The 25,067-nt window shown below is 47.9% G+C and carries 20 protein-coding genes and 2 tRNA genes; 11 read left to right on the top strand and 11 right to left on the bottom strand.

What is annotated here, in order from left to right; genetic code table 11:
* The first annotated feature begins 13 nt into the window (after positions 1-13).
* The gene (cbl, locus tag OGV80_RS11980) at positions 14-964 is read left to right on the top strand and encodes an HTH-type transcriptional regulator Cbl (protein ID WP_043015934.1); all 951 of its coding nucleotides are present in this window, start codon (positions 14-16) and stop codon (positions 962-964) included.
* A 144-nt stretch (positions 965-1,108) separates the two neighbouring features.
* Here the strand turns inward: cbl and OGV80_RS11975 are convergent, their stop codons facing one another.
* From OGV80_RS11975 to OGV80_RS11950, 6 genes are all read right to left on the bottom strand, one after another.
* Positions 1,109-1,792: a helix-turn-helix domain-containing protein gene (locus OGV80_RS11975; protein WP_087052649.1), complete on the bottom strand. Its 684-nt coding sequence runs from the start codon at positions 1,790-1,792 to the stop codon at positions 1,109-1,111.
* Positions 1,793-2,207: 415 nt separating this feature from the next.
* Positions 2,208-3,332 (bottom strand): radical SAM/SPASM domain-containing protein, encoded by a 1,125-nt coding sequence (locus tag OGV80_RS11970; protein WP_353654548.1) that lies wholly within the window; start codon positions 3,330-3,332, stop codon positions 2,208-2,210.
* Between the two features lie 118 nt (positions 3,333-3,450).
* On the bottom strand, positions 3,451-5,064 hold the full coding sequence (locus tag OGV80_RS11965) for a bifunctional metallophosphatase/5'-nucleotidase (RefSeq protein ID WP_286514990.1): 1,614 nt from the start codon (positions 5,062-5,064) through the stop codon (positions 3,451-3,453).
* Positions 5,065-5,085: 21 nt separating this feature from the next.
* Entirely contained in the window at positions 5,086-5,967 is an 882-nt protein-coding gene (locus OGV80_RS11960) for a nucleoside-specific channel-forming protein Tsx (protein WP_286514988.1), read from the bottom strand.
* A 70-nt stretch (positions 5,968-6,037) separates the two neighbouring features.
* Entirely contained in the window at positions 6,038-7,600 is a 1,563-nt protein-coding gene (locus OGV80_RS11955; protein ID WP_286514987.1) for a bifunctional metallophosphatase/5'-nucleotidase, read from the bottom strand.
* 184 nt (positions 7,601-7,784) lie between these two features.
* Positions 7,785-9,341, bottom strand: coding sequence for a bifunctional metallophosphatase/5'-nucleotidase (locus OGV80_RS11950; protein WP_286514985.1), 1,557 nt, complete (start codon positions 9,339-9,341; stop codon positions 7,785-7,787).
* A gap of 131 nt (positions 9,342-9,472) precedes the next feature.
* Between OGV80_RS11950 and OGV80_RS11945 the strand changes: the two genes are divergently transcribed.
* Entirely contained in the window at positions 9,473-10,588 is a 1,116-nt protein-coding gene (locus OGV80_RS11945) for a cytoplasmic protein (RefSeq protein ID WP_286514984.1), read from the top strand.
* A 160-nt stretch (positions 10,589-10,748) separates the two neighbouring features.
* On the opposite strand, the gene OGV80_RS11940 is transcribed toward OGV80_RS11945, so the two are convergent.
* From OGV80_RS11940 to OGV80_RS11930, 3 genes are all read right to left on the bottom strand, one after another.
* Complete coding sequence (locus OGV80_RS11940; protein ID WP_123914909.1) at positions 10,749-10,946, bottom strand: hypothetical protein; 198 nt, start codon at positions 10,944-10,946, stop codon at positions 10,749-10,751.
* Positions 10,947-11,372: 426 nt separating this feature from the next.
* Positions 11,373-11,448, bottom strand: a tRNA-Asn gene (locus OGV80_RS11935).
* A 99-nt stretch (positions 11,449-11,547) separates the two neighbouring features.
* A complete protein-coding gene (locus OGV80_RS11930) occupies positions 11,548-13,035 on the bottom strand; it encodes an EmmdR/YeeO family multidrug/toxin efflux MATE transporter (protein ID WP_286514980.1) in 1,488 nt (495 codons plus the stop codon).
* Between the two features lie 160 nt (positions 13,036-13,195).
* On the opposite strand from OGV80_RS11930, the gene OGV80_RS11925 reads away from it, so the two are divergent.
* Positions 13,196-13,271 (top strand) — tRNA-Asn (locus OGV80_RS11925).
* A 96-nt stretch (positions 13,272-13,367) separates the two neighbouring features.
* Here the strand turns inward: OGV80_RS11925 and fhuE are convergent.
* A complete protein-coding gene (gene fhuE, locus OGV80_RS11920) occupies positions 13,368-15,554 on the bottom strand; it encodes a ferric-rhodotorulic acid/ferric-coprogen receptor FhuE (RefSeq protein ID WP_193144789.1) in 2,187 nt (728 codons plus the stop codon).
* A gap of 348 nt (positions 15,555-15,902) precedes the next feature.
* Between fhuE and hinT the strand changes: the two genes are divergently transcribed.
* The 8 genes from hinT (at position 15,903) to OGV80_RS11880 (ending at position 22,689) form a co-directional block, all read left to right on the top strand.
* The gene (gene hinT / locus OGV80_RS11915) at positions 15,903-16,262 is read left to right on the top strand and encodes a purine nucleoside phosphoramidase (RefSeq protein WP_016156204.1); all 360 of its coding nucleotides are present in this window, start codon (positions 15,903-15,905) and stop codon (positions 16,260-16,262) included.
* A gap of 2 nt (positions 16,263-16,264) precedes the next feature.
* Complete coding sequence (locus OGV80_RS11910; RefSeq protein WP_043015973.1) at positions 16,265-16,639, top strand: YcfL family putative periplasmic lipoprotein; 375 nt, start codon at positions 16,265-16,267, stop codon at positions 16,637-16,639.
* Between the two features lie 13 nt (positions 16,640-16,652).
* Positions 16,653-17,294 (top strand): penicillin-binding protein activator LpoB, encoded by a 642-nt coding sequence (lpoB, locus tag OGV80_RS11905; protein WP_047412030.1) that lies wholly within the window; start codon positions 16,653-16,655, stop codon positions 17,292-17,294.
* Complete coding sequence (thiK, locus tag OGV80_RS11900) at positions 17,275-18,099, top strand: thiamine kinase (protein WP_100194257.1); 825 nt, start codon at positions 17,275-17,277, stop codon at positions 18,097-18,099. The genes lpoB and thiK overlap by 20 nt, the downstream gene beginning before the upstream one ends.
* Positions 18,100-18,109: 10 nt before the next feature.
* Positions 18,110-19,135, top strand: a complete 1,026-nt coding sequence (nagZ, locus tag OGV80_RS11895; RefSeq protein WP_043015976.1) for a beta-N-acetylhexosaminidase — start codon at positions 18,110-18,112, stop codon at positions 19,133-19,135.
* Positions 19,136-19,156: 21 nt separating this feature from the next.
* Positions 19,157-19,699: an alpha/beta hydrolase YcfP gene (ycfP, locus tag OGV80_RS11890; protein WP_043015977.1), complete on the top strand. Its 543-nt coding sequence runs from the start codon at positions 19,157-19,159 to the stop codon at positions 19,697-19,699.
* A 978-nt stretch (positions 19,700-20,677) separates the two neighbouring features.
* Complete coding sequence (gene ndh / locus OGV80_RS11885) at positions 20,678-21,982, top strand: NADH-quinone dehydrogenase (RefSeq protein WP_047412019.1); 1,305 nt, start codon at positions 20,678-20,680, stop codon at positions 21,980-21,982.
* A gap of 167 nt (positions 21,983-22,149) precedes the next feature.
* On the top strand, positions 22,150-22,689 hold the full coding sequence (locus OGV80_RS11880; protein WP_032936150.1) for a glycine zipper 2TM domain-containing protein: 540 nt from the start codon (positions 22,150-22,152) through the stop codon (positions 22,687-22,689).
* Positions 22,690-22,746: 57 nt separating this feature from the next.
* Here the strand turns inward: OGV80_RS11880 and OGV80_RS11875 are convergent, their stop codons facing one another.
* On the bottom strand, positions 22,747-24,927 hold the full coding sequence (locus tag OGV80_RS11875; RefSeq protein WP_200000482.1) for a TonB-dependent siderophore receptor: 2,181 nt from the start codon (positions 24,925-24,927) through the stop codon (positions 22,747-22,749).
* Positions 24,928-25,067 lie beyond the last annotated feature (140 nt).

The following is a 25,067-nucleotide window of genomic DNA, read 5'->3' as shown; positions in this document are numbered from 1 at the left end:
CCCGGAGCGAAAAGTGAATTTCCAGCAACTTAAAATAATCCGCGAGGCGGCCCGTCAGGATTACAACCTGACGGAGGTCGCGAATATACTGTACACCTCCCAGTCTGGCGTCAGCCGACACATTCGTGAACTTGAAGATGAACTGGGTATCGAGATATTTATCCGTCGCGGTAAACGCCTGCTGGGCATGACCGAACCGGGTAAAGCCTTGCTGGTTATTGCTGAACGTATTTTGAATGAGGCCAGCAACGTTCGCCGACTGGCGGATCTGTTTACCAATGACACGTCCGGTGTACTGACGATCGCTACCACGCATACCCAGGCGCGTTATAGCCTGCCAGCAGTAATTAAAGCCTTTCGTGAGCTGTTCCCTGAGGTGCGACTCGAACTGATCCAGGGTACGCCGCAGGAAATCGACGTGCTGCTGCAAAATGGCGGGGCAGATATCGGGATCGCCAGTGAGCGACTCAGCAGCGATCCACTGCTGGTGGCTTTTCCCTGGTTTCGTTGGCATCACAGCCTGCTCGTGCCATATGATCATCCCTTAGCGAAGACTTCTCCACTTACGCTGGAATCCATCTCACACTGGCCGTTGATTACCTATCGTCAGGGGATCACGGGACGTTCCCGTATCGATGAGGCGTTTGCGCGTAAAGGGTTAGTGCCGGATATTATCCTCAGTGCCCAGGATTCGGATGTGATTAAAACCTATGTGTCGCTGGGTTTGGGGATTGGACTGGTGGCAGAACAATCCAGTGGCGAGCAGGAGGAGGGGAGCTTGACCCGTCTGGATACCCGGCACTTATTTGATGCAAATACGGTCTGGCTGGGCCTGAAACGCGGGCAACTGCAGCGCAACTACGTCTGGCGATTTATCGAGCTATGCAACGCAGGGTTATCCGTCGATGAAATCAAACGCCAGGCGATGGAACCGGATGACACCGTGATTGACTATCAAATTTAAGGATAACGTTATATCTATCTCATGAATTGATAAACCAATGGCTCAGGTTATAAGTGCGGTTTTGTTATGGCGATTTTCGGCTGTAACATGTCGCGCTTTAACAAGACTCTAACGGATTGTTTAACCTGAGCCCCGGTATGATTGTCATTCAGTTTTTGATTTGGAATATAACAGACTGAGCTGTTCGGGAAGGCTGATGACTTCTGTTAAAATACCACGTGAAAGATGGATGTAGCCTTCGGTTTTGAGTATTGCCAGGATCCGCATTATCCCGCTGCGCGAGAGAAATGAGTGATTCATGATATAATTGGCAGCGGTAATATTGTTCCTGATGGACTCAGGCTCATCTATTAACTCAAGAAGGTGAATGCGTATAATCTCATAGGAAGATAGTTGTGATACTGCCAGACAATGAGAGTAGACTTTAGCCGCAGAATAATCTTGCAGTGCAGCAAATGACTTCCAGAGGTTTAATCTGTCGACTATTTCGTATAATTCAGTCTGTGGAATAAGCAGCAGTGTCGATGTTTCTTTTGCTTTGGCATAAAGATGGCGTGAATAGGATAACTGAATGTTAGCGCCAAAGATAAATGGTGCATTTTCTGAGTTGAGCACCATTCCGTCACTGATTCTACAAAGAGATATGCTGCCCTTAAGTAAAATTACGCAATGCCGCTCATTGTTTTGAGTCAGGCTAATGTGTCGTCTTTTAATGATACTAATTGTGTTACCACGGTGACCAATTGCTTGAAGTAAAATCTCTATATCTTTCGTGGGTTTAACTAATTTTATTAATACGTCATCCTTGACGCGATTTCTGTTGTTCATTGGTTTTCCCTTTTTAAAATAATGCTGTGACGTAGTGTTGTATTAAATGTATGAAACGTGATTTTAAAAATAAGTCCAAAGATAGACAAATTTAATCTTGCAAGATTTTTTCGATATACTAAATTTCATCCGGGTAATGCACGTGGTTTAAATAGGATGAGTTAATGTAACGCGTTATTTGATTGTTGGCAATTATATTTAAATATATTTGGTGATGATTTCTCATTGATCGAGAGAATAATTTATATAGCAAAGCCCATTCATTGGGTGAATGAATGGGCTTTGCTATATAATTAAATTCAATTTTTTATTGAGCAAAAGTGAGTGTTCTGTGAACAGAGTATAGAATGCCAGATTATCCTAGTATCTCCCGCCTGAGTTCCTGTTCATCCATCAGCCCGTACTGAGAGGTTTGTCAGGTCAAATATTGACGAATATCGGAAGGCGTATAGTATTGTTCCCATAACGCCCTCATCATCAACATATAGGGTTCAACATAAGTAAAAAAAGCCTGATAACTTTCACAAAAATAATTAAGTTGCGGAACACCGCATCGGGAAAGTGCTACGCGATCTTTTGCACAACCGCCGTGACAGACGAATTCTACTTTGCAACTCGCACATTCTTCTACCAGTGTCGGTTTGGATGATTCTACTCTCTGATTCGTCGAGTTTTGCTGCATCGCGGTTGCAATAGGTTGATTGCTGTCACGCATAAAATATTTCGAATTAACAACGCGATCGCAATGATAATTATCATCGTTTATTTTCAGCGCTAACGCGCTATCATCACACGAAGCATAAACACATGTTGGCACAGATAACCCGCACCACGCAGCAAATGCATGCTCAAAGATGGGGATTTTAATCGTGCCGATATCCAAACGTACCCAGGTATAAAAAATCGTCTTCAAAAAAATCCCCAGTGCGGCTGGCCCAAGGCTTTGCGCATCCACACCGCCTTGTACAAGCGGTCTAAGTAAGGGAATAAACTGCATATGGCGGCTACCCAGACTTTTTAAATAATGGTAGATGCGCAGCGGATGGTGGCTATTTTCGGTGTTAACGACCGTCAGTGTGCTAAATTCAATATCATATTTTTGCAATAATCTCGCAGCGTTTTCAACCTGATAGTTTGTTGATTTACCGGAAATCGTATCGCAGGCATTGTCATGTAATGCAACATCGCTATCCACTGAAATGCAAATCATAAACTGGTTTTTCTTGAAGAACTCACACCATTCATCATCTAAAAGAATTCCGTTGGTTTGAAATGTATTAATAATATTTTTACTTTGCGCATATTGCTGTTGTAGCTCTATGACTCGTTCAAAGAAATGAAGTCCGCCAGGCATTGATTCACCGTCCTGCCAGGTAAAAACCACATCACTCGCTTCCTCAGTATCAATTTTTCGACGAATAAATAGCTGAAGTGTCGTATCATCCATACAGTACGTATTGCATTCTGGGGAGTGTTCCGTGTTATTAATGCAAAAGCAACTCTTACAATGTAAATGACATAATGGAATGGAGTTTTTCATCATTACATGGCAACTTTTCATTATCGATTACCCTCATAAAAATATTATGCTATTTGCTTTGTAATATGTGAGGAACAGGTGATGCCATCTATAAAATAAACAGCATCACCTGGATTGTTTATTTTTTACTCACTTCAACACGCATTTCGTTGATTTCGTGGGGAACGATTTTGTGCCCCGATTTCAGATAATCAATCACGACATCAGACATATTATTCCCGGCGCGGACTTGTACATTTTTCCCTTCTTTAAATGCCAGAAAGCCATCGCCTCCCAAAGCAAGGAAGGTCGTGGTCGCAACATGGTAAGTCTGCGTATCTTCAATCGCTTTGCCATTGATTGTGAACGATACTATGCGCTGCCCGACCGGATTCTGCGGCATGTAACGCACTTCAGCACCTTTTGACATTTGCAGTATGCCATTGGTGAGAGATGCCCCATGTTCCATGAGATTGCGCAGCTCCTTACCGCTAAGATCCATCTCAGTTAGCTCATTCTTAAAGGGGAAAGTACTGGTAATATCACCAAAGGTAATGGGACCCGCGTTGAGATCAGCACGTAAACTACCGGAGTTAATCAGTGCGATCTGTGCATCCGGTGCAGCGACGAGCATTGCATCTGTAAATAAGTTGCCTAGTTGCGATGATTCGCCATAGGCACGGGTTAACATGATCGGGGATTCACCGACTGGCTGACGCACAATATCCGCGAGTTTTTTATTCCAGCCATCGATAACTTTTTGTGTTGTTGGATCAGGTTTCCACTCATCAGCAAAAATTGTTTTCAGCTCGAAGCTTTTAACTTTTTTTGTATTCGCCCCTGGTTCAACATCAAGTATCAATTTACCTACATCGATACCACCACTGTCAGTAGAAAGGATTAGCGTATCCCCCACTTTGATAGGTTCCGGTGTTCCAACATGAGCGTGTCCGGTGATGAGAATATCAAGCCCTTTAACCTGACTAGCGGTCTGAATATCTTTGTCCAGTGCACGTCTAACGTCCGTACTACCGATACTGGACTGACGAGCCGGAACGCCTTCGTGAACGAGCGCAACGGTGACGTCAACTTTACCCCGCAACTCATCCAGATAATGCTGCAGATATTTCACCTCATCGCGAGCTTCGATTCCCTGGTTCTTGAGGGCAGCTGCTGATTTATCAAAGCGGTTACTTTTATCATTATCGAGCCCCTGGATCGAGAGTTCTGAAATGGTGTCATTGAATGCATACACACCGTGCAGCCCAATAACGCCAATTTTCACGCCATCCTTTTCCAGGATGGTATACGGTTTGTTCCAGAATGGTATCTCGCTGTCCTTGTGGAATACATTCCCCAACAGAACAGGAAATTTTGCTTTGCTCAACTGCCGCAAGAGATTATCCCAGCCATGGTCGAATTCATGATTACCTATTGATACTGCATCAAAGGGCATAGTATTCATGATGTCAATGATGGCCTGACCCTTAGTCAGGCTGCTGATATACGGCCCGGTAAAATAGTCACCGGCGTCAAAATAAAATGTGGCTTTATTTTTGGATTTTTCCTGCTTGACTAAAGTGCTTATATTAGCGAATCCACCAATTTCACGTTTACCGTCTGCTACATAGGGGACTTTATAAGTATCAACATGAGCATGGAGATCATTGGTATAAATAATGGTGACATCTTTGGCGCAGGCCCAAAATGGCAATGTCAACAGAATACCTGCTGTAATCGTTTTTACCTTCATAGCTAATTCCTTGCAGATTGTTTAAAAAGCGTAACCAACAGTTAAATAGTATGCCCACCCCGTTGAGTCTATAGAGGTGATGTCTCCGTCGCTGTTAAATGCTTTACTACCTTCTTCAAATTGTCCACCATGATAGAAATAACGCAGGGTGGCGCCAAAGTTCCAGTGAGGATAAACCAGACTGAGTACATTTGTGGAAACTATCGAGCTATTTGTTCGGGAGTAAAATTGCTGCTCGCCACCTGATTTTTCTTTTAGGTCTGAACCAAAGTCAAAGTTGGTAAAGCCGACGTAATTTAGGTTTCCACCAAATATTGTGGTAATAGGAATGACATATTTTACTTTAAAGCGATAACCATCCCATTCGTTTTCGTTGGCTGCATTGTAATTGTTTCCTTGATATTTGGCATAGATATTTGCAGATAACGTCATCGGTAGTCCCGTTTCAATATCTGTCCCTATCCCCATATACCATGTGCTCTGACGTTGTCCTGCATTGGTTCCTGCATCATAGATATAGTTGTGGGCAAAATACCATTCTTTAAATGGACCAAAACTTAGGTCGACCCCTGTTAGTTTGTCGATGCTAAAGCGCGGTTCTATCTCCATAAAAAATGGAGAACCGTTGTCCCAAATGCCGATATCATTATCATTGCCTATACCAAAAAACTTAGGTAAGTCAGCATAGCCATAGAAATCAAACCAATCCACATGTGCCCATGCACGATACTCGGGATATAAGTCGGCTCTTTTTAGTGGCCCAAAACGAGTGGAGTTGCTCCCAACTATATTAATACTTTGATGCCACCAGTCTGATACATATTCATTATTCGCTGAGGCTGCCATTGTTAGCGTAGGGAAAAGCATAAATGCGCCGGATAATATTTGTGCTATTTTTTGCATGCGTAGGGGTACCTTCCACAGAGATTTGTTAATAAAGATGGTTCATGTAATGGAAAATATATTCGTGAACCTATTTTGCCGTGCTTACATCGACTACTCTCATTTCAAGATCGGGTTTCAAAGGATTATGAGTCTTGACATAATCAATGATTGACTCAGCAGAGGTAGTACTATTGATAGTTTTGATATTGGTTCCTTTTAAGAACGCTTCAAATCCATCTCCACCCGTCGCGCAAAATGAGTGTGTAACAACCCGATATGTTCTGGTTGGATCCACAGGTTTATTATTAATAGTGAAACTTATGATTCGCTCACCCAAAGGTTTTTTACTGTCATACTCAACATGAATGCTTTTTGACACTTGCAAAACCCCATTAGTAAGATTAGTTGCGTGGATCATTAAATTGATGAGATCCTTTCCGGTGAGATCCATTTCAACAAGTTCGTTATTAAATGGGAAGGTAGTAATTACATCACCATATCGTAAATTTCCTTGTGGTAAATCAGCACGCAATCCTCCACTATTCTGTAATCCCACGACGGCGTCCGGCGCCTTGGCCATCATGGCGTCAATAACTAAATTACCAACCGGTGATGATTCACCATAAGAGCGGGTGAAGGGGGCTGTTGTTGACCCAATGATTTGATCGGTGATATTTTTCAGCTTAGCATTCCATTCATCAATCATAGCTTGAACTATAGGGTCTGGTTTATATTCGTCTGCAAATACAGTGATTAATTTACCGTCATAGCCGTCAATTTTTTTAGTCTGCGGGTTAAAATCCAATACTAATTTACCGATATCAGTACCATACGCATCTGTGGAAACAATGAGCGTGTCATTGACTTTAATTGGCTCAGGGGTGCCCACATGAGCATGTCCTGTAATTAACACATCAATACCCTCAAATTTCTTTGCGGTATCGATATCGGCTTGCAACATTCTGGCTACGTCTTTATTGCCAAAACTTGATTGACGTGCTGGCGTACCTTCATGGATAAGCAGCACAGTGATATCCACTTTACCTTTTAATGCATCAAGCCCTTTTTGAATATAAGGTGCTTCATCACGGGCCTCTGAACCCGCATAAGCCTTAGCGGCAACGGTGTCATAAAACGCAAATTTTTGATGTATACCAATTACGCCAATTTTTAAGCCGTCTTTTTCGATAATCGTCCAGGGTTTGTTCCAGACGGGTTTGTCACTGTTAGTATAAAAAACGTTACCCAGTAAAACCGGAAATTTTGCTTTTGCTAACTGCTTAACCATATTATCAACGCCATGGTCAAATTCGTGGTTCCCTACGGATACAGCATCAAACGGCATGGTATTCATGATGTCGATAATTGCTTCACCTTTTGTCAAGGTGCTTATATAGGGGCCGGTGAAATAATCTCCGGCGTCGAAGAAAAATACATCTTTGTTTCTTTTCTTCGCATCATTAACGATGGTGGCTATATTCGCAAAACCTCCTACCAGACGTTCTTTATCGACGGCCGGAATTTTCCCTGGAGATACATGAGCATGTAAATCGTTAGTGTAATAGATCGTCACATCCTTTGCGTTAACTGATGCGGCTAATGTTGCGGACAGGCACAATGTAATAAAATTAAGCTTTGTTCTTATCTTCATAGCCAAACCCTTTCAGCTTTATGAGTAATTATTATATTTCAATCAAGATCTCATGCAGATGTTTGCATGTTTTTATTACTTTTCAGTAATGCTTCCATATTCGACTTTAAAGATAAGAAATAGCCAATAAAGCCGAATATTTTCAACTAATGACACCGATTAGAACTTATTAAGGTAATAATATTTATTTTTTCACGTCAGCAACGCGCATACCGTTAAGTTGTTCATCGGTGATGGTGTTACCTGCTTTAAAGTAATCGATCACTGCGTTGTAAACGTAATACCCACCTGTTGTGTTACGCGCTTTACCCTCGGTAAATGTGGTGAAGCCGTCACCACCATCAGCAAGGAAGTTTTGGGTAGCAATGTGATAAACCGTCGCATCTTCAACTGCCTTACCATTAAGTGTAAGTTCCAGGACCCGTTGTCCTACGGGTTTACTGCTGTCGTATTTCATTTCCAGGCCTTTTGAGACCTGCAACACGCCATTACTTAAACTTGCGCCATGTTCCATCAGACTACGTAATTGTTTACCGGTAAGATCCATCGTGACCAGTTCGTTAGGGAATGGGAATGTACTAATGACACCGCCCATCGTAATCGCGCCAGACGGGATCTCACTGCGGATACCGCCAGAGTTGGTTAAGGCCAACTGTGTGTTTTTACCCGCAGCGGCCAGCAAAGCATCCGCAGCCAGGTTGCCCAGCGAAGCTGATTCACCATATGCACGTGTTAATTCAACCGGCGACTGCGCCACCGTCTGTCCTACCACTTCGTCAAGTTTCTTATTCCAGCGGTCAATCACCTGCTTTGTTTGCGGATCGGGCTTCCACTCATCTGCGTAAATGGTTTTAAGTTCGAAATTTTTCATCGTAAAACTATGTGGCTTATCTTTGTAGTCCAGTACCAGTTTCCCTACATCGATACCACCGCTGTCTGTCGAGAGGATCAGCGTATTGCCTACTTTAATGGGTTCCGGCGTACCGACATGCGCATGTCCGGTAATCAGAATATCCAGACCTTTCACCTGGCTTGCCGTCTGAATATCCTTATCCAGCGCACGACGTACATCGGTACTTCCTATACTGGACTGACGGGCAGGCGTGCCTTCATGAACCAGTAATACGGTCAAATCCACTTTATCCTTAAGTTCATCAATATAACGCTGTAACCATTTAATCTCATCCCGTGCTTCAATACCTTCGCGCATTGCAGCAGAAACGGTATCATTAAAGGCAAATACGCCGTGCAAACCTATAACGCCAATTTTCACGCCATCTTTTTCAATAATGGTATATGGCTTATCCCAAAACGCTTTATCACTGTTCTGATAAAAAATATTGCCCTGCACAATAGGGAATTTCGCCTGGCTTAGCTGGAGTAACGTATTATCCCAGCCATCATCAAATTCATGATTGCCCATGGTGACAGCATCAAATGGCATGGTATTCATAATATCAATGATCGCCTTGCCCTTCGTTAAGCTGCTGATATAAGGACCGGTAAAATAGTCACCTGCATCAAAAAACCATGTGGCTTTGTTTTTGCTTTTCTCTTTTTTTACCAAAGTGGTGATATTCGCCCAGCCGCCGATATCACGCTTACCATCAGCAATCCACGGCACTTTATAAGGTTCCACATGTGCATGGAGATCGTTGGTATAAATAATGGTGACATCCTTGGCACAGGCCCAGAATGGTAATGTCAACAAAATACCCGCAGCAATCACTTTTAATTTCATAAACTGTTCCTCTATTCACATTTATTCGGGGTATTTTACATTCCGAAAGACATTGATATGTGCGTCTGTTCACACAATCAAATCGAGGTTATAGTTCAAAATCAGCGACCTTTGGAAATCGTTGGTGGCTCATGTCGACTTTATTTACAATTAATACCTGCAAGACGTTTGGGTGTCGCAATTTAGGGTTAGCTACATCTGAAGATTACAGCTGGCCGAACTATAGGTTGGGTTATCCGGCATTGCACTGTCGGGCATGTGGGAGTTATCCCCCACTATTTGAAGCACAACAATTTAATGAATGGGTGACTGTTTACTTAAGCGCATACGCCTCTGAAAGTGGCCATTTTTGTCCCGTATGTTATGGCAAGAAAACTATTTGTTATGGTTATAATCCGCAAAGAACACAGCGCGTTCAGTGCTGCGCCTGCAAAAAAGTCTGGACACCTAAGCGGCAATTACCAAGAGAAGTAATATCACCAGAACGGATTGAAACGGTTCCTTTAATTGTACCGTTCCAGGGGGCGGAAGCAGATCAGAAACTCTATGTCCTGCTCAGTTTCGATGCTATTCGAGGTAATATTCTTCATCTATCTACTAATTTTACTCAGCACCCGGTCGGGGAAACCTTACGTTATCTCTGGAGAGGCAATATCGAGCCTGATTTGGATCGCAGTGATATCGTAAAACACGTTGATATGCGTGAGATGCAGTTTTTACAACGCAGTCAGTTCGATGAGATTCAGTATGGAAGTGCGGTACTCAAACGTAACGCCAATGGTTCTATTCTGCGTCCGGTTATATCAGCTCATGGGCATTTTCGGCTGTTGAAGACCCTCTTTCCTGAGATAAAGACACATGTTATTTCTCACGAATGTTTTCTTCGCGGAGCGGTTATTACTGTTTGGGCAGAACTGTTTCGCCAACAACAAGCTGAGCTTTGGTTTATAGAGGAGGATATAAGTGACAGTGATACAAATACTCCCTGGTATTTTCAGGGCAAAACGCGGCATGGCTGGTGGCAAAGTCAGTGGTCGCTTTGGATACAGGAAAAAAACCGTAAGATGGTTTGCCCATTAACCGGCGGGGATGGCAAAAATGCCAGGACAATTTCTTTAACGGCCAGTCGGCGCTATATTCGCTGGCTATACAAACAAACTAATTTTACTCGCAGTACCCAAATATCCGCAGGAAGCGTAACGCAAATACTAATTTCCCTCGCGCATGAATATAACGGTAAACTTTAATAGCGGCTCCTGATGATGAGTCTCGGGTAAATCTTCCCTGTCATGATGTTATGACCTCCTTTTTTGATTGATATCATAAAGGGTTCATGTAGGTACATGAACCCTTGAAATATATGTAATTTAATCGATTACTCGTGCTTTTTAAAAATACATCTCTTTATTAATTTACAGTAATTGAGGCTGTAGTGATTAATGAAGACAGTTCTGTTTCGGCAAATAATCTTGCACGGTAACCCTCTCCAGGGTATTGAGGTGCACCATCAGAATCACTCATGTCGAATTCAAAAATGACATTACCGAGGATGTCAATTTTGAAAAAACGACGACCGTACCACGGTATATCTTCATTGCTACCCATATAGATGTAATCATTGTGAATTCTTAACAAAATAGCATTTATCGATCGATTCGTGAGTAATGATATCTGTGTGTTATTGATGTTGATAATTCTATTTATTAGTGGAATGCATAAGAGGAGCTAGCGGGAGAGGGCGTAATCCATTAGCAAAACGGCTACCGGGTTTCAGTGGGGAACGCAGATAATCTCGTACGCCACATTATCTGTGGCTGGATGAATACGGATACTCGTCTGGCGCAATTCGGGATTCTTGTTGATTACGCGATAGTTGAGATACTGAAGGCGTGCACCCAACTGGGCGACTGTAGTCCATGAAAATCAGGAAGATTTTTCACGCTAACTTATTGAAACCTGATGATATCAGTATTCATAAGTAAGTCTGAAAGCAAAAAGCCTGCTTAGTTTCCTAAGCAGGCTTCTTAAATTTGGCTCCTCTGACTGGACTCGAACCAGTGACATACGGATTAACAGTCCGCCGTTCTACCGACTGAACTACAGAGGAATCGTGTGAACGAGGCGAATATTAGCGATGCCACTCAGCGTTGTCAAAGCCTGAATCGCTAAATTCGATCGTTTGCCGAAATATTCCTCATTTCGCCGATTATTCAGGCGCAACAGGTTGTTTTATGCACTTTTCCCGTTCGGGACGCGGGTATTTCCACAGCCAACGGCCTGTGACCATACGCCAGTAAAATAACGCCGCGCGCACAGCCCAATCGAAGAACATCCCTAACCAGACACCGACTACGCCCCATCCTAGAACGATCCCCAGGGTATAACCTACAACGACGCGACAGCCCCACATGCCCAACATTGATACCCACATAGCAAAACGTGCATCGCGAGCACCTTTAAAGCCAGCTGGTAATACCCAGGAAGCCGCCCATATCGGCATAAATGCCGCATTGAGCCAAATCAGAATGACAATGACCTCTTTTACATCCTGATCCTGGGTATAAAACGCGGCCATCACGCCAGCAAAAGGGGCGGTTAGCCAGGCGATGGCGGTTAAGCCAATTGTCGACAGCCAGAAAACATGGCGTAACTGGATTTCAGCCTGGGCAATCTGGCCATTTCCCAAACGCCTGCCGGTAATGATTGTCGACGCGGAACCTAAAGCATTCCCCGGGAGGTTGATGAGCGCAGCGATAGAAAATGCAATGAAGTTTCCGGCAATTACGCTGGTGCCCATGCCTGAAACAAACATCTGTGTTAACAGTTTACCGCCATTAAACAGTACCGACTCGATGCTTGCCGGAATTCCGATCCCCATAACCTCCCAGATGATGGCGAGATTGAGGGGTTTAAAATAGCTTTTGAAGGGAATACGTAGCGCCGGATTAAAACCAATCATCAGTACCCAGATAATGGCGATTGCACCGATGTAGCGTGAAATGGTTAGCCCGAGTCCGGCCCCCACGAATCCCAGCCCTTGCCAGGAAAAGATCCCGTAGATCAGGATGCTGCTGATGATGATATTCAGAATGTTCATGCCGCCGTTGATCAACAGCGGTATTTTGGTATTTCCGGCTCCGCGTAGTGCACCGCTACCGATCAACGCAATGGCTGCCGCCGGGTAGCTGAGCACAGTGAGCTCCAGATAGGTAAGCGCCAAAGCCTTAACGTCTGGCGTTGCTTCACCTGCGACAACGTCAATAATATGTTGACCAAAATAATGAATGACCGCGGCCAGCACGGTAGCAAAAATTGTCATGATCACCAGCGATTGTCTGGCCGCGGCTCTGGCCCGTCGACGATCCCGTTTTCCCAGACTAAATGCTACAACCACCGTGGTACCCAGATCGATGGCGGCGAAAAATGCCATGATGACCATGTTGAAACTGTCGGCGAGGCCGACCCCAGCCATTGCTTCTTTTCCCAACCAGCTCACCAGGAAGGTACTCAAGACCCCCATCAACAGCACACAGGTGTTTTCCAGAAAAATAGGGACAGCAAGCGGGGTGATTTCGCGCCAAAAGAGAACCTTATAACTCTTGCGTTTGGCATACCAGGGCGTACGGGAAGCGACCTGGCGTAAGGCAGCGGAGACGTTCAAAGTGGACCTTAAAGAAGAAAGTTGAAACCTCATTTCAAATGATGAGGGAGAATCCAAAAAGCTGCAAAGTTTTTTCCATTTAAAATGTCTGTAAATGCAACAAACTGTCGAGAGAAGCATCAATTGATACGCATTCATAGAAATGGGGTTTGACAAAAAAATTTTCGCCGCTAAGATAAGCCTCCACAACGATTCCTCTGTAGTTCAGTCGGTAGAACGGCGGACTGTTAATCCGTATGTCACTGGTTCGAGTCCAGTCAGAGGAGCCATATTTAAGAAGCCCGCTTAAGGAAACTTAAGCGGGCTTTTTGTTTTTCAGTCCAGTTATCCACCTGATGGGCAGGTGGAGCGTGATGTGTTTAGAATCAGAACTGATAGCTGGCGGTAACGCTGACGTTGCGCGGCTCACCATAGACAATAGAACCGTCGACATTGGTGTCGTAGGTTTTATCGAACAGGTTATTGAGGTTACCCTGCACAGAGAAGTTTTTTGTTACCTGATAGCGGGTGAACAAATCTACCAGGGCATAGCTTCCTTGTTCCGCGCGGAGTGTGCCATAAGGCGTGACCGTATCGCTGTAAACGCGATTCTGCCAGTTAACTCCTCCGCCGACGGTCAGTTCCGGCATAGCCGGCAGGCGATAACGGGTGAACAGTTTGACCGTGGTACGCGGCAGGTTTGGGTTCACCGCATTGCCTTCGTTGTCTTCAGCAACATAGCGTGTCGCGCCAAACGTCATCTGCCAGTTATCGGTGATTGCACCGTTAACTTCGAATTCGACCCCTTTGCTGACCGTACCATCCATCGCTTTATAGGCCGTGTCGCCATTGCTACCGGCGATTGGCACACCGGTTGATTGCGCCACGTTATCCTGTTCAATGCGGAACACCGCGAGGGTGGTGGTTAAACGGCTATTCATCCAGTCGGACTTCAGGCCAAGCTCATAGTTGTTGCCGGTAATCGGGGAGAGATATTTGCCGGAACTGTCGCGCTTGTTCTGCGGTTGAAAGATTGAGGTATAGCTGGCGTAGGTAGACCAGTTATCGTCAATATCATATACCAGACCCGCATATGGCGTGGTGTGGTTTTGCTCCATGCTGTAGGTCAGGGTGTCGATACGCCAGTTGGTATAACGCGCGCCGACGATCAAATGCAGTGGGTCGGCTAGCGAAATACGCGTTGCGGCGTAGAGCGATTTCATGTGCGTGGTATCGTCCTGAGCCAATGATTGCGGGTTCCAGTTGGTTTCCGGGAAGTTACCATCGAAGGTATAGAAACTGCCGATTTCATTGGGGAAGACGTTCGCCCACGAGCTTTCATAACGGTTATTCTGTTTACTGTAGCTGCCGCCAAGCATCAGATTATGCTGACGACCAAACAGGTCGTAACCGCCGTCGGCGAACAGATCGACGGCATCCACTTTACGTTTACCGCTGTTCCAGCCGGTTCCACCGACGTAGTCATAGCCCGGACCATAGCTGCCATACGGGCCAACCAGGGTGCCGTCGGCCTTGTTGACATAGGCATCAACGTACATCATTTTACTGTCGAACTTGACCTCGGAGTGGGTGGCGTTCATGGTCGCCTGCCAGGTATCGGCAAAACGTTGTTTGACGGTGACAAACACTTTATTGAAGTCTTTATCGTTGTACGCCCAGTCCGGCGCAGTGCTGCGCGAGCGGTCGTAGCTGTTTTTACTGCCATCGGTATTCCAGCGCGGCAATCCACCCCAGGTTGGGCTGTTGATATCAATGCGCTGGTATTCATAACCTGCAGACAGACTGGTGGTGTCGCCCAGATCGGCATCGACAATCCCGGAGAAGAACATTTTTTCGCTGTTGTAGCGATCAAGCCAGGAATCGTTATTCTGGTAGCCCGCCACGATGCGACCGCGCACGTTGCCGTCTGCAGTGAGCGGGCTTTGCAGATCGGTCACATAGCGTTGTTTATTCCAACTGCCATATTCCGCAGAAACATTACCGGTGAACTCGCGGCTGGTGGCATGCTTTCGGATCATGTTAATGGAGGCGGAGGGGTTACCCGTTCCGGTCATCAGCCCGTTTGCGCCACGGACCACTTCGACACGCTCGAAGAGGGCCGTGTCGGAAAGAGCGTCACCGAGATTCCAGCGGGATTCGAAATAGGTCGGGATCCCATCCACCATGTAGTTATCAATCTGAAATCCGCGAGAGTAGTAGCTGCTGCGATCTGAATCTGCCTGGCTTTTACTTATCCCCAACGTGTTATCCATCACATCGCCCAGCGTTTGCAACTGCTGATCTTCCATGCGCTGTTGGCTGACGATGCTGACCGACTGCGGAATATCGCGCTGCGTCATCTGCATTTTGGTGCCAGCGGTCGTCGATTTAACGCTGTAATCCTGCTCTTCGCTGGATGCGGCTGGAGCAGAACCCTCCACGATCACGGTTTCTTCAGAAGGGGCTGCGAGGCTGGTGGTGGGCAATAGCGCTAACGTGATGCAGGCTGCCAGTAAAGAAGGGGCAACCCCCGGCTGGCGTTGAACATTCCCGTTGAGTGTTGTGAAAGACATCGAAAAGTCCTTGATAATTATTAATATTAAGTTCGAATCACCGGTAGTGTGATGAACCCTTTGGTTGTAAATTATTAAGTGCGCATGTAAATACAAATGCGAAATATACGCATTAACATTCAATATGTAAACAGATGCTACGCGATAAATGAAATATTGTTTCAGTACTATGCTTAAGCGATAGCGATGGGAAATGGTTATAAGAACAGCAGCGGCAAAGGATTTTGCTTAAATAATCGAGGGTTAAAGTTGAAAGAGCGTGAGTAACTCGCTCATACTCTATACTCGCAGAGTTACCCGGCGTAGCATGGCATAACGCTTGGGCTGTTAATGAAAAAGGAAAACGTCGTGGCAGAAGAAACTATATTCAGCAAAATTATCCGTCGTGAAATTCCGTCGGATATCGTGTACCAGGATGAACTGGTCACCGCGTTTCGTGATATTTCCCCTCAGGCACCTACGCATATTCTGATCATTCCAAACGTCCTGATCCCGACCGTCAACGATGTGACGGCGGAACACGAGCAGGCGCTGGGGCGCATGATCACCGTTGCGGCGAAAATCGCCGAGCAGGAAGGTATTGCTGCAGATGGGTACCGTCTAATCATGAATACCAATCGTCATGGCGGTCAGGAGGTGTATCACATTCATATGCACCTGTTGGGTGGCCGTGCGCTCGGTCCAATGCTTGCGCATAAAGGTCTGTAAGCATGACCAGAGGATGCATTGCACTTTCACTGAGCTTGCTGCTACTGGCTGGCTGTCGGACACATCCTGAAATTCCGGTAAGTGATGAACAGTCGCTGGTGATGGAATCAACGATTCTGGCGGCGGGCATTACAGCAGAACAGCCGACGTTAACCACGTCTGATATTCAGGCCTCGGCATCCTCTCGACTCTATAACGAAAGACAAGAACCCGTTACCGTTCATTATCGGTTTTACTGGTATGACGCCAGAGGGCTGGAAATGCACCCTCTGGAAGCGCCACGCAGCATGACTATCCCGGCTCATTCGTCGGTGATGCTGTACGGCAGCGCCAATTTTCTGGGGGCGCACAAGGTTAGACTTTATCTTTATTTGTAAGGGGTGAATCTTGATGATCAAAATGAATCGCTACGCACTGATTGCCGCGCTGGCGATGTTTCTTTCTGGCTGTGTGGTGCAACGTGAACCCGCACCGGTAGAGGAAGTGAAGCCGGTGCCGGAACAACCCGCGCAGCCGCAACAGCCGGTACCGGTTGTACCAACGGTGCCAACCATACCGCAGCAGCCGGGTCCGATTGAGCATGAGGACCAAACGGCGCAGCCGACGCCACGTCAACGCCACTATGACTGGAACGGGGCTATGCAGCCGATGGTCGGCAAAATGCTGCAGGCTGACGGCGTCAAAGCGGGAGGCGTTCTGCTGGTTGATAGCGTCAATAACCGCACCAACGGCTCGTTGAATAGCGGTGAAGCCACCGAGACCTTGCGTAACGCGCTGGCGAATAACGGTAAGTTTACTCTGGTTTCTGCCCAGCAACTGGCTGTCGCCAAGCAGCAGTTAGGTTTGTCGCCGAACGATAGCCTGGGAACGCGCAGCAAAGCGATTGGGATCGCCCGCAACGTTGGCGCACAGTATGTGCTCTATTCCAGCGCTTCCGGCAACGTCAATTCGCCTGCGCTGCAAATGCAATTAATGCTGGTACAAACTGGCGAGATAATCTGGTCAGGTAAAGGTGCCGTTCAGCAACAATAACCGATTGACGCGCGACGAAGTCTTGTCGCGCTATTTCCCACAGTATCATCCCGTCGCAGCCAGCCAGAGCGGCCTGAGCGGCGGGAGCTGCATCATCGAACATCATACTCACCGCTTAGTGCTGCGTCGTCATCACGACCCTGATTCGCCGGAATCGCATTTCTTACGCCATTATCATGCGTTAAAACATCTGCCAGAAAGTCTTGCGCCGCGCCCTCGCTTTTATACGCGTGGGTGGATGGCGGTCGACTTTTTACACGGCCAGGTAGAATCCAGATTACCGGACGCCGACGAACTCGCTGGCTTATTGTATCATCTGCACCAGCAACCCCGATTGGGCTGGCGAATCAGTCTGCTGCCGTTACTTGAGCAGTACTGGCAGTGTGGCGATCCGGCGCGTCGTACGCCATGTTGGTTACGTGCGCTGAAGCGGCTACGGAAACGCGGTGAGCCTCGACCTTTGCGTCTGGGGCCGCTGCATATGGATGTCCACGGTGACAACATCGTACGTACATCCTCAGGGCTGCGGCTGATTGACTGGGAATATGCTGGTGACGGTGATATCGCCCTGGAGCTGGCGGCGGTATGGGTCAGTGATGAATCCCAGCACCAGCGGCTGGTTAACGCCTACGCTCAGCGATCGCACATTGAGCAAAACGCGCTGTGGCGACAGGTTAGACGATGGCGGCCCTGGGTAATGATGCTAAAGGCGGGGTGGTTTGAGTATCGCTGGCGACAAACCGGCGATCGACAATTTATCAGGCTGGCCGATGAAATCTGGCGGCAGCTAACAATGAAAGGATAAGGAGAGCAGTGTGGGCCCAGTAATGTTGGATGTCGAAGGGTATGAGCTGGACGCTGAAGAGCGTGAGATTCTGGCGCATCCGCTGGTAGGTGGGTTGATTCTCTTTACCCGAAATTATCATGACCCGGAACAGTTACGTGAGTTAGTGCGCCAGATCCGCGCGTCATCGCGCAATCATCTGGTCGTGGCGGTAGATCAGGAAGGCGGACGCGTACAGCGTTTTCGTGAAGGATTTACGCGTTTGCCAGCGGCCCAATCCTTTGCCGCGCTGCACGGTCTGGAAGAGGGCGGCAAACTGGCTCAGGACGCCGGATGGTTAATGGCCAGCGAAATGATCGCCATGGACATCGATATCAGCTTTGCGCCGGTACTGGATGTGGGGCATATCAGCGCGGCAATTGGCGAGCGCTCTTACCATGCCGATCCGCTGAAAGCGCTGGCTATGGCGACCCGCTTCATTGACGGTATGCACGCTGCTGGCATGAAAACCACCGGTAAACATTTCCCCGGACATGGGGCGGTGACGGCGGATTCACACAAAGAAACGCCAACCGATCCACGCTCAGAAGCTGACATTCGGGCGAAAGATATGTCCGTGTTCCAGACGTTGATTACTGAAAACAAACTCGATGCCATTATGCCTGCGCACGTCATCTACAGTGACGTGGATCCACGTCCGGCGAGCGGCTCGCCGCACTGGCTGAAAACGGTATTACGTCAGGAGCTTGGCTTCGATGGCGTCATTTTCTCCGACGATTTGTCGATGGAAGGGGCGGCGATTATGGGAAGCTACGCGGAGCGCGGTCAGGCATCGCTGGATGCCGGTTGCGATATGATCCTGGTCTGCAATAATCGTAAGGGAGCGGTCAGTGTGTTAGATAATCTGTCGCCGATCAATGCAGAACGTGTTACACGTTTGTATCATAAAGGTTCATTTTCACGTCAGGAACTGATGGACTCTGCACGCTGGAAGACGGTAAGCGCCCAGCTCAACCAGCTTCATGAGCGCTGGCAGGAAGAGAAAGCAGGTCATTAACGCAAGTTTGGCGAGGATGCGATGATTATCTATTTACACGGTTTTGACTCTAACAGCCCGGGCAACCATGAAAAGGTGTTGCAACTGCAGTTCATCGACCCGGATGTCAGGCTGATTAGCTATAGTACGCGGCATCCTAAACATGATATGCAGCATCTGCTGAAAGAAGTGGACAAAATGCTGCAGCTTAATGTGGACGACCGTCCGCTGATTTGTGGCGTGGGGCTCGGGGGATATTGGGCTGAACGCATTGGTTTTCTGTGTGATATTCGTCAGGTCGTGTTTAATCCTAACCTGTTCCCGTATGAGAACATGGAAGGAAAAATTGACCGGCCTGAAGAGTATGCAGATATCGCGACAAAATGCGTGACCAATTTCCGCGAAAAGAATCGCGATCGCTGCCTGGTGATCCTGTCACGTCATGATGAAGCGCTCAATAGCCAGCGTGCGTCAGAAGAGCTGCATCATTTTTATGAGATAGTCTGGGATGAAGAACAGACGCACAAGTTTAAGAATATCTCGCCGCATTTGCAGCGAATCAAAGCGTTCAAGACGTTAGGTTAATCCTTATTGAGCTTTTAAAAAAACAGCCGCTAGGCTAATGCTCGTCAGTTACGAACGTATGGTGAACATGTGATTCCGGCTGAGGGTTCCGTTCACCTCAGCGGTGTCATTTCTCTGAAGCGCAGATACCTGTGAACGTGCAAGGGAGGCTCACCGCCGCCTCCCTTGCAACCCAGGCTCCCGGCGGGAAAATCGTCGCTGCGCGAGTTATTCGTCTTATGCCGTCTGCCTGTTGGGTCGGGGCCGAGCCTGCGTCCCTGCAGGCCGTCCCCTCTGTCCGCATCCCTGCGGACAGCCCCGGTCAGCCGTCAACGCCTCATCGATTTTCAGCCGGACCGGGGTCATCGCTTCAACGCACTGACTTCCAGTTAAATCTTTTTTGCTGTTCAAATATATTCAAATAAAATTGCAGGAGGTCAGGTGTGGCTGGTCCGGCTGAAAATTGCCGACGTGTTTCCGTAAGGCCGGGAGAGCCAGCATGGATGCTGGCTCAGGGCGCGCTTTGCAAGGACGCTTCCTCGCGCCCGGCCCGGTAGCCTGGAGGAATAAGCGGAGGGTATTGCGCAGCAACAATTTTCCTGCCGGGAGCCGGGATTGTAAAGGGCGTGGCGGAGAACGCCCTTTACACGTTCACAGGAATCGGTGCTTCAGAGAAATGATGAGCATGAGGTGAACGGAACTTTTCCTCCGAGATAGCATGTTCTTTACCTCGGTCAGCACAGGTTGAAGCTTTCTGAAACTGAGGCGCTAACTGACTGGCATTACAGCCATCGGGCTGGTTTTTTTGTTCTTAAAGTTCCGGTTGTCTATCTTTTCAGCATCAAAACTTGATACATATCAATTTTGGTATGACCAATGCACCGTTCGTGTTATTCTCACTCTCGAAGAACATTTTCATTATCGTAACTTGTTGTTAATTAAAGGCTATGTTCATAACTTTTAATTAACAATTGGTTAATAAATTTGAGGGGGGTCACGTTGACTACACCATTGAAAAGGATCGTGATTGTCGGCGGCGGTGCTGGCGGACTGGAAATGGCGACACAGCTGGGTAAAAAGCTGGGACGCAAGAAAAAGGCCAAAATCACGCTGGTGGACAGAAACCACAGCCACTTATGGAAACCGTTGCTGCATGAAGTGGCGACAGGTTCCCTGGACGAAGGTGTGGATGCGCTGAGCTATCTGGCGCATGCCCGTAACCACGGTTTCCAGTTCCAGTTGGGGTCGGTGGTGGATATCGATCGTGACGCGAAAACCATTACTCTCGCCGAGCTGCGCGATGAGAAGGGCGATCTACTGGTTCCTGAGCGTAAAGTCCCGTATGACACGCTGGTGATGGCGTTGGGCAGTACTTCCAACGATTTCAACACCCCAGGCGTCAAAGAAAACTGCATTTTCCTGGATAACCCACATCAGGCGCGTCGTTTCCACCAGGAGATGCTGAATCTGTTCCTGAAGTATTCCGCGAATCTGGGCGCTAACGGCAAAGTGAATATTGCTATTGTGGGCGGCGGTGCGACGGGGGTTGAACTCTCCGCCGAGCTGCATAATGCGGTAAAACAGCTGCACAGCTATGGGTACAAAGGGCTGACCAACGACGCTCTGAACGTTACGCTGGTCGAAGCTGGTGAGCGTATTCTGCCTGCGCTGCCGCCGCGTATTTCCAGCGCAGCACATAATGAATTAACCAAACTGGGCGTACGCGTACTGACCCAGACGATGGTTACCAGCGCAGATCAAGGCGGACTGCACACCAAAGATGGCGAATACATTAAAGCCGATCTGATGGTGTGGGCGGCAGGTATCAAAGCGCCAGACTTTATGAAAGACATTGGCGGTCTGGAAACGAACCGTATTAACCAACTGGTGGTTGAACCCACTCTGCAGACCACGCGTGATCCTGATGTCTACGCGATTGGTGACTGCGCCTCCTGCGCTCGCCCGGAAGGGGGTTTTGTGCCGCCGCGCGCTCAGGCTGCGCACCAGATGGCAAGCTGCGCAATGAGCAACATTCTGGCGCAGATGAACGGCAAGCCACTGAAAGCGTATCAGTACAAAGATCACGGCTCTCTGGTCTCGCTCTCTAACTTCTCTACCGTGGGTAGCCTGATGGGTAACCTGACCCGTGGTTCGATGATGGTGGAAGGGCGTATTGCGCGCTTTGTGTACATCTCACTGTATCGCATGCACCAGATAGCTCTGCATGGCTACTTCAAGACCGGTCTGATGATGCTGGTCGGCAGCATTAACCGGGTGATTCGCCCGCGTCTGAAACTGCATTAATATCGACTTGTGGCGCCGGATGATTTATGCATCCTGCGCCTTCCTTCAGAGTTCTCCGAATCATCCTGCGTTCGTGCCTCCTCCTGCTATTTTCATCCGTAATCTGATTGGCATTCCTTACCTTCTGTTGCAAAGTTGTTGCTAATAGCAAAAAAGGAGGAACTCCCGTGAATAAATCAATGTTGGCGGGTATAGGGATTGGCGTAGCTGCTGCGCTGGGTGTTGCAGCGGTGGCCAGTCTGAACGTTTTCGAGCGTGGCCCACAGTATGCGCAAGTTGTCTCTGCAACACCGATTAAAGAGTCGGTGAAAACACCGCGTCAGGAGTGCCGGAACGTGACGGTCACGCACCGTAAGCCGGTACAGGATGAAAACCGTATCGCAGGTTCCGTGCTGGGTGCTGTTGCGGGTGGTGTTATTGGCCATCAGTTTGGCGGCGGACGAGGTAAAGATATTGCCACCGTGGCCGGTGCTTTAGGCGGCGGCTATGCAGGTAACCAGATTCAGGGTTCGATGCAGGAAAATGATACTTACACCACTACGCAGCAGCGTTGTAAAACGGTGTATGACAAATCTGAAAAAATGCTGGGCTACGACGTGACGTACAAAATTGGCGATCAGCAGGGGAAAATCCGCATGGATAAGGACCCCGGCGCGCAAATTCCGTTAGACAATAACGGACAGTTGATACTGAATAACAAAGCGTAAAATAGCATTATCCTGAACATTAGCCCCCCATTCGCTCAGGCTGGGGGGCTTTTTTTATCAGAAGGTTAAGGCATAGTTCAGACCAAAGGTGCGGCCCCGGCCCTTGTATTCATACAGTGAGGGGCTACCGTAGGTTGGGCTGTACAGCAGTGGCGCACGTTGTCCCCACAGCGTGGTGTACTCTTCATTCAGCAGGTTTTCCACGCTGAAGGTCAGCTTACCCAACGGGAGCTGATAGCTGCCGATAAAGTCCATGGTGTTATAGCCATCCAGCTTGTTACCGCTGGCATCGGTCAGATCAAATGTTTGCTGGCTCTGTATGCGTAATGCCCACGGTTCAGGCGCCCAGCCGACCCATGCGGTTGCTTTGGACGGAGAGGCCAGAGTGACATCCCATTTCTGCCATTTACCGTTCTGTTTCACTTCCGATTTAATGACATTAAAGTTGCCGCCCAGACTCCAGTCCGTATCCGCAATGAAATAATCCACCGCACCTTCCAGACCATAAATCCGGCGATCGTCGGGCTGAACGTTAATGGTCATATCACTGCGATTGATAACGATCGATTTATCCGAAGTTGAGTAATAAGCGGCCAGTTGCGTGCGCAGACTATCGCCGGTGTAACGCCATCCCAGTTCGTACGAGTTAACTTTAATCCCTTCCAGGCGTGAATCCGCCACGTTGACGCTGCGCTGAAGCTGATAATGATCGCCAACCAGCGAATAGGTGCCGTTCCCGTAATATTTCCCTGGATCCGGAAGCTCCACGCCCTGAGAGAAGTTAAACCACGTTTGCTGACGGTCGGTCAGGTGGGCGAGGATACCGGCGTTGAACAGGAAATTATCGTAATCGGTTTTGCCGCCCGGAATGGTATCGGCAGAGTTCGCAAGCCCGGTCGCGATTCCCTGCTGTTGAGCATAGCCCACGAAATCATCAACCCTGTTTTCGGTCCATTGATAGCGTACGCCGCCGCTGAGGGTAAAGATGTCGTTAATGTCATAGCTGTTTTGCAGGAAAGGCGCGAAGTTGGTGATGCTATAACCGGGATAACGCCCGGTGGTATAAGCGGTGCGGTTATCCATGCCGCCGGAGGGCAAGGACCAGGCCAGATCGAGGAATTTCTGATTAGAATCGAAGGTCTCGTGATCGGCATCGATACCCCACGTCAGCTCCCAGTTATCCATCAACTGGCTGTTGAGGGTAATTTTGGCGCCAAACTGGTCTGTGTCCTGCTGTGATGCGGAGAAGCTGGTAACCTTACCTTTGCTGAGCGTCGGGAAAGGATAGAATTTCAGGGATTCGTCTCGGTAATAGATTTGGCTGACCAGGTTCTGGCCGAAAAAATCCGCATCTGAATATTGCAGGCTGATCAGATGACGTTCGGTGCCGGGAATACGATCGGAATTCAGTCCGCTGCTGGTATAAGCTTTACCGTTTCCGGTCACGGCTGACATATTCTCGCCGAGATCCAGCCCGTAATCGTCATCCCCCTGGCTCTTATAATATTGCGTAACCAGTTGCAACTGACGGTTGTCGTCAAGTTCAATCGTTCCGGTACCCATCACGTCCAGACGATCGGAGTGCTGCAGGCCGGTTTGGGTGTTATCCAGCATCAGAGCATCGTGATTACCGTCATACCAGCCACCAAACCGTTGATACGCGACGGACATGCGCCCGGAAGCACGATCGGTTCCTCCGCTCACCGCCGCGGCAACGCGTTCATCATGATCGTTACTGTTGTTGAAGCCGCTTTTACTCCCCAATTCGAGTTCTACTTCACGCTCCGGCTGACCTTTTTTGGTGACGATGTTGATTAATCCGCCGGTACTGCCGCCACCATAAAGTGAGGTTGCGCCAGAGATGACTTCAATATGCGCAATGTTAAATGGGTCAATGGAGTCAAGCTGACGACTGTCGGTTCGCGAGGAGTTCAGACGAACGCCGTCAATGAGTACGACGATGGCGCGACCGCGCATATTCATGCCGTAGTTTGTGCGTCCCTGGCTACTGACATCGATTCCTGGGATTAACTGAGCAAGAACATCCTTGAACTCTTTACCACCCTGAACTTGCTGTTCAATCTCGCTTCCTTCAATAACCCAGGTCGTTTGTGCCATTTCTGCCACGGTACGTTGGCTACGGTTGGCGCTGACGATGAGGTTATCTTCCTCAGCCGCAATGGCCGGGAGGGTTAAAGATAACAGGAGAGGATTGAGCACCCAGAGACGCTTATGCATTTGTATTCCTTTTAAAAAAGAGTCGATCTGTTTTTGTTATGGCGGTAAAGAAACCGATGGTTACATTGTGAAACAGGCGTTAAATCAAATGCGAATATTGCTGATAATAATTGTTGTTATCAATATGTTTTACAAAAAAT

Source organism: Citrobacter sp. Ce119, from assembly GCF_030334525.1.
Lineage (GTDB): Bacteria > Pseudomonadota > Gammaproteobacteria > Enterobacterales > Enterobacteriaceae > Citrobacter > Citrobacter europaeus.
Note: the sequence above shows the minus strand (reverse complement) of the source record. Positions and strands in the feature narration are given on the sequence as shown.